The sequence below is a fragment of the Turicibacter sp. HGF1 genome (genome assembly GCF_000191865.1).
GTDB lineage: Bacteria > Bacillota_I > Bacilli_A > MOL361 > Turicibacteraceae > Turicibacter > Turicibacter sanguinis.
Window position 1 is genome coordinate 20,944 of the sequence record NZ_AEXQ01000100.1, and the last position, 6,083, is coordinate 27,026.

Below are 6,083 nucleotides of genomic sequence, written 5' to 3' on the forward strand. Positions count from 1 at the left end.
CTTTAAATGTTAATTAAATAAATCATGATTAGCTTGAATAAAAAAACCTTCACTCATCATTAACCCCATCAAATTAAAAGGAGTAAATGAATCGTTATTATTTTTTTCAAAGAATTGATTTAATTCTAGAAACAACTGCTCTTGCCAAGTTTTCATTCCGACCTTTAGTTGTTTTTTATTTTTATTGATGAATCGCTCTAATTTTTCGAGTGTAAAAGCATCTTTTAAGATGACGAATTCAAACAAAATAATGGAACTCGGACTTAACTCCTTTTTTAATCTGATTTTTTGAAGTGGCATTAATGAATGATAAAATTGTCTCAAATAACCAAAATAACGAATTGACATTAAAGCATAAATAACATCCTCTGACGATGTCAGAGGATACTGATTTTTAATGATGACTTTCAAGGTAGACCTTTCAAAGTTTCTAATAAATTTCTTTAATGACTTGCCTCCCTCAATCAAAAAATCCGTTGATGAGTCTTTACGACCTTCGACCCAATTCGCATGCGGTAAGTATAATCCTGAATAGATTTCATAATTTAAATCATACAACTCTATGATTAACTTTAAACACTCTCTTTTATAAAGCAACGTTCTAAATGGATTTTTTACTTTTCGACAACATTGTTGTTCTTTTGATGATTGAATCTCCAGTAAGTACTGCATTCTTTCACCATGTAATACCCCAATGGATTGAAATGAATCAACCAAACAAATTCCAGCATCATTAAATAAAACATTTTCAATTTTAAAACAACCAAAATCTAATTGAGTCACATTATATAAAAAATTAGGTATCACCAAATCAAATAAATACTTAGGACTGGTGTACCTCAAGGATCTCATTTTTCTTTCAGCACCGTTTAAAAATCTTGGATACATACAGATTAAAACAATTAAACTAATCGACAATCCAAAAATAAAACAATAACTTTGAGGCGTTTTTTTTTTCAAACAGTAAGATTATTAAACTAATAAAAAAAATAAAACACAAGATTTGAATTTCCATCTTCCTTTTGTTTTTTAAATAGGTCAAACATGGATGACTATCTACCACCATGAGGATTCCTCCTAATAATAATTATTTCTATTATAGCTTATTTCCAAAAAATAAATTCCTATTTTTCTAAAATTTTACATGCTGTTTGATTCTTTTTTATGAACCATAAAAAAAAAAAAGACATTAACATGTCTTTTTAAATAAGGCCTTTAACCATCTGGTCAAATGTTTCTTTATCGCTATATTCGATTTGATCGACTTCCCAGTGATATAAAAACGCAATAAGCGGACTTTCTGTTTGTTTAATCAAATTGAATCGAATATATTGTTCATCAACCGTTTTAATAATAATTGAAATTTGATTAAATGTCTGTTGGCCTAAAGCTAATTTAATTTTCATCTGTCGATACTGATCGGTTTTTGCACAACAATTACCATAATAAAAAAATTGGTAATTAGCACTTTGAATAAAACGATTGGATAAATAAGTTTTATTTTTTTCATTATAATCTTCATCATTATTTTCATCAACTCGATGTCTCATAATGAGATTGACATGATAGGCAACAATTTCAAGTGGAGTTGGATGACAAAACGTCAAATAACTTAACCCAATCAAAACAACGGTTACCACCACTAAAGTTAGCCAAAAACACCAAGTTGAATTAAATAAAACAGGTCCTATTAAGATATATCGTAACATAAATGCAAAGGCTATTAAACTATCATAAACTAATAAAAATGTTCGATTGATTCTAAGCATCTCTTTCCCTCCTCTAGCATTTAGCTTCTTACTCACCCTTTACTTCATTATATGAAAAGAGGCTTGATATGCTACTAAGGAGAAAGAGAATCCTAAAGAATCACATACGTTAAAACAATCGATAACACCATTCCAACAAGGACTGGAACGATGGTTCTCTTAATGAGTCGCACGGGAGAAACATTCATCATCGACGAGATAATAATAACCGTTGGGGAAACTGGAGAAATACTTTTGACTAAATGAGAAACAAATTGCATTGGAATTGCTAAACTTATGGCTGAAATTCCCACAGACTCGGCAAAGGATGGCATTAGCTCAACAAATGCGTAAAAGATTGCTAATCCACTTCCACTTAATAACCCAACAAATAAAGCCAGTAAACAAAAAGCGAGAGTCAACATTAGACCAGCTGCATTTAAATGATTTATAACCTCCCCCATTAAATCGATCACGCCTAAAATCTTTAATCCCTCTACAAAGGTTAAAGCCGCTACAACCTGAGCCACAACAGTCGTTAGTCCAACGCCCATCCCATTAAAGAAGGCTTGAATCTCAGCGGTTCCCTTTTGAAATGAACGCATTCGAATCACTTCACACAATATACTCACCATCAATGAGAAAAAGATGACTTCAGAAATACCTAAATTCACATCCGATACAAAATAAAAAATCAGCATTAAGAGTAACGGTAACATAGGAAGGATTGCATAAAACATCGGTAGCTGATCCGTTACTTCCTTAAGTTTTGGCAATGTTGAAGTGATTTCACTTCTTTCTAAATGATCTTGACGTTTTTGCCAAATAAAATGAACGATTGCCATCATTAAGATAATAGGAATGGAAATTTTAGCATGATAATTAAACACATAGTCTGTAACAGGAAGACCAAGTGCTTCAGATGCTAGTAAATTATCAGCACCTAATGGTGTTGGGGCAATCGTTGCTGATGTAGCAATCACAGCTCCCACAGCTAAAGGGGAAACACCTGCACTCGTTAAGATAGGGAAGGCTGTTGCCATCAACATCACTGACAAACTCGAAGAACTTGGAATAATGATACACAAAAAATTTCCAATCAAATAAAATATAGGAATTAATAACGCTTTGATTTTAATGTGCTTTAAGGGGGCTGATAACACGCTAACAGTTTTTTCATCTGCCCTAATGGCCTTCATATACGCCGTATAACCAAATAATAATAACAGTGTAAAGCTAGCGCCACTTAATTGTTTGGTAAAGAGATTCCCCATCACCTTGAAAATATCAAAAAAAGGAACTTCACTACTACTTTCACTCGGTAGAATAACTTTATTCATCAATAAAGCACTCAACATCAACAGGATTCCACTACCGAACATGACTAATTTAATGTCATACTTTTTCTTAATTAAATAAGCTGCCAATATAATCACAATCAATGCAATGATTAACTCACTCATTTTCTCACCCTTTCCTTTACATGTTGTTAACATTTTGCTTCACGTGATAAAATCCTGTGTCATTATACTTTATTTTTAATTTTTTCGCCACCATTCGACAGCATTTACAAAAAAAAGTTCTTATGAAGTCAATTTCTTCATAAGAACTTTCTCTTAAATTCTCCAATCAATTTGATTGGATTGAGGAGCTGAACAATATGGACAATATTTCGTGTTAGCATCAATCTCAGCCCCACATTGCTCACAATGATACTTGCTCCTCATTTGATTAAGTTGTGCTTGAATTTCTCTTATCTTCATTTTTTGTTGAGACACTTCATGAAATAATTCTTGTAATTCATCACTTTGCTTCACATCAACTATTTTATTTTGGTAAACATATTCACCGATTCGCTCATAAAGATCATTCAAATCTAGTTTAGCCGCATTCAACGCCACATTTAATTTTCCAATTTCAATCCATTTACTCGTCGTTTTAATCGAAGCATTGGCTGTTTTATTCATATTTTTTTGAAAGTCATCCCAAAATGCCATCGCGCTCACCTTCCTTTCTACTGTATCATATTAAGAAGACGAGTGAATGGTCCTCATTCTCTAAATGAAACCAAACAAGCAATGAAATTTTTAGTCAAATTGGGACTCATCTTGTATAATAAAGATAAACAAAATGTGTCATTAGGAGGAATTTTCATCATGGACTTATATACCTACCTCAATCAATATCATCAAATTGTATTAACTGATGATCAATTAGCAGCGACTCAAGCCCTTGATGGTCCCATTTGTGTGATTAGCTGTCCAGGAAGCGGGAAAACGACAGTAACCGTAATTCGGTTAGCTAATTTGATTTTAAGTGGAAAGGTTCATCCTCAACAAATTCTAGCCTTAACCTTCTCAAAAGCATCGGCACGTGATATGAATGAGCGATTCCAAGCATTATTCCCCAAACTCTCAAAACAAGTTCAATTTTCAACGATTCATAGTTTCGCTTTTCAACTGATTAAACACTACCAACAACTGAGTGGGGTAATGTATCAATTTATTGAAGGAAATCAGACGACTCTTCATAAAAAGCAACTCTTAACACAATTTTACATCGAAACAACTGAACGTTATCCAAGCGACGATGATTTAGAAACGCTCACTGGCCAAATCAGTTTACTTAAAAACTTGATGATAGAACCGCATCATACGAAAGAAATCAAACAATACGTCGAAACAGAAGTTGAGGAATTCATTCAACTTTATAAAAAATATGAAGCCTTCAAAGAATCGAGATATTTACTCGACTACGATGATCTACTCACTACAGCCTTCTCTATCCTTAAACATCACGATTACCTTTTAAATTTTTATCAAACCCGTTATACCCACATTCAAATCGATGAGGCGCAAGATACCTCAAAAATCCAATACGAACTCATCAAACTCATTGCCAGTCGCCATCATAACATTTTTTTAGTAGGAGATGATGATCAAAGTATCTATGCATTTCGAGGAGCTTATCCAAAACAGCTATTAACTTTTAAAGAAACCTTTAAAGAAGCTCGCATTCTCTATATGAATCAAAATTTCCGTTCAACAGCCTCTATTGTATCAACGAGCTCTCAATTCATCCAACATAATAAAAGTAGATATAAAAAAACGATTCAAACTCAAAATGAAACCGGAATGTCCCCCACTCTTCATCATTTTCAAACCGAACAAGAACAATTATCTTTTTTAATCACCACGTTAAAACAAGCAGAAGATTTAAACGATGTGGCGATTTTGTATCGTCAAAATGTTTCTGCTCTTCCCCTGATTGAACAATTCGAACGTCACCAAATCCCTTTCAAACTCCAAGAAGGAAAACTTTCATTTTTCTACCATCCCATTGTCAGAGATATCAAGGCCATAATCACCTTATCAAGATCACCTAACCACTTAGAATCCTTTCAACGCGTGGCGAAAATTCTCTATCTCTCAGCCACAACTCAACATCAAGTGACCTCTCAAACAGAAAGTGGCTATCTCGATTATTTAACACGACTGGTTACTTTTAATTCCACTTATCAACGTGAAAAAGTCCGTCTCTTTAAACAAAACCTCATGAAACTTCCAAGTCTACCTTGCAATCGGATGATGGCTTTTATTTTAAATACTTTAGATTATGAAAGTTATCTAATCAAAAAAGGATTCTTAAAAGATGAAAAAGAGGAACGCCTTTATACCCAAGGGATGGCAGTTTTAGAAACCTTAAAAATGATTGCCAAAGACGTAGATTCTCACAAAGCCTTTCTTGAGCGCCTTGAACACCTCAGGCTAATTAGTGAACAAAGCACCACACAAGCAAAAGGAGTTAACCTTTTAACTTTTCATGCCTCAAAAGGCTTAGAATTTAAAACCGTCTTTTTAATTGATTGTATGAATGGCATCACGCCACCCCAAACAGCAATCATCGAAGCCAAAAGTCAAATTTTTGACCATTATGAAGAAGAGCGTCGTCTTTTTTATGTCGCCATGACACGGGCAAAAGAGCAATTGACGCTACTAAGTGTTGCTAAAAAACATAATCTATTATTTAGTCGCTCAAACTTTTATAAAGAAGTTTCCAAGATTCTTAATCCAATTGACGAAGAACCAAAACCCGTCTCAAGTCGCCTCAGTCATGGAAAAAAAATTGAAGAGTTAAAAAGAGGCCTAATAACTTCAGAATCCGCTGACTTAACGCCTTTTAAAGAAGGTTCCGTGATTAATCATAAACGATTTGGAACAGGAACCATTATTGAAAAAGAAGGAGAAATTGCGACGATTCAATTCGAAAATGAAACCAAACGAATCAGTCTCAGAATAACTGTTTTAAATGGAAATGTCGAATTGGTTTCAAGTT

The 6,083-nt window shown here is 33.6% G+C and carries 5 protein-coding genes; 1 reads left to right on the forward strand and 4 read right to left on the reverse strand.

What is annotated here, in order from left to right:
- Positions 1-9: 9 nt before the first annotated feature.
- The 4 genes from HMPREF9402_RS10120 to HMPREF9402_RS10135 all read right to left on the reverse strand — a co-directional run bounded on the left by HMPREF9402_RS10120 (position 10) and on the right by HMPREF9402_RS10135 (position 3,745).
- Positions 10-852 (reverse strand): hypothetical protein, encoded by an 843-nt coding sequence (locus HMPREF9402_RS10120; RefSeq protein WP_139058198.1) that lies wholly within the window; start codon positions 850-852, stop codon positions 10-12.
- 350 nt (positions 853-1,202) lie between these two features.
- Complete coding sequence (locus HMPREF9402_RS10125) at positions 1,203-1,769, reverse strand: hypothetical protein (RefSeq protein ID WP_006785041.1); 567 nt, start codon at positions 1,767-1,769, stop codon at positions 1,203-1,205.
- A gap of 92 nt (positions 1,770-1,861) precedes the next feature.
- Positions 1,862-3,211, reverse strand: coding sequence for a C4-dicarboxylate transporter DcuC (gene dcuC / locus HMPREF9402_RS10130; protein ID WP_230310299.1), 1,350 nt, complete (start codon positions 3,209-3,211; stop codon positions 1,862-1,864).
- 153 nt (positions 3,212-3,364) lie between these two features.
- Positions 3,365-3,745, reverse strand: a complete 381-nt coding sequence (locus tag HMPREF9402_RS10135) for a zinc-ribbon domain-containing protein (protein ID WP_006785039.1) — start codon at positions 3,743-3,745, stop codon at positions 3,365-3,367.
- A gap of 159 nt (positions 3,746-3,904) precedes the next feature.
- Here HMPREF9402_RS10135 and HMPREF9402_RS10140 point away from each other — a divergent pair.
- On the forward strand, positions 3,905-6,083 hold a 2,179-nt coding region (locus tag HMPREF9402_RS10140), incomplete at its 3' end, for an ATP-dependent helicase (RefSeq protein ID WP_009607288.1).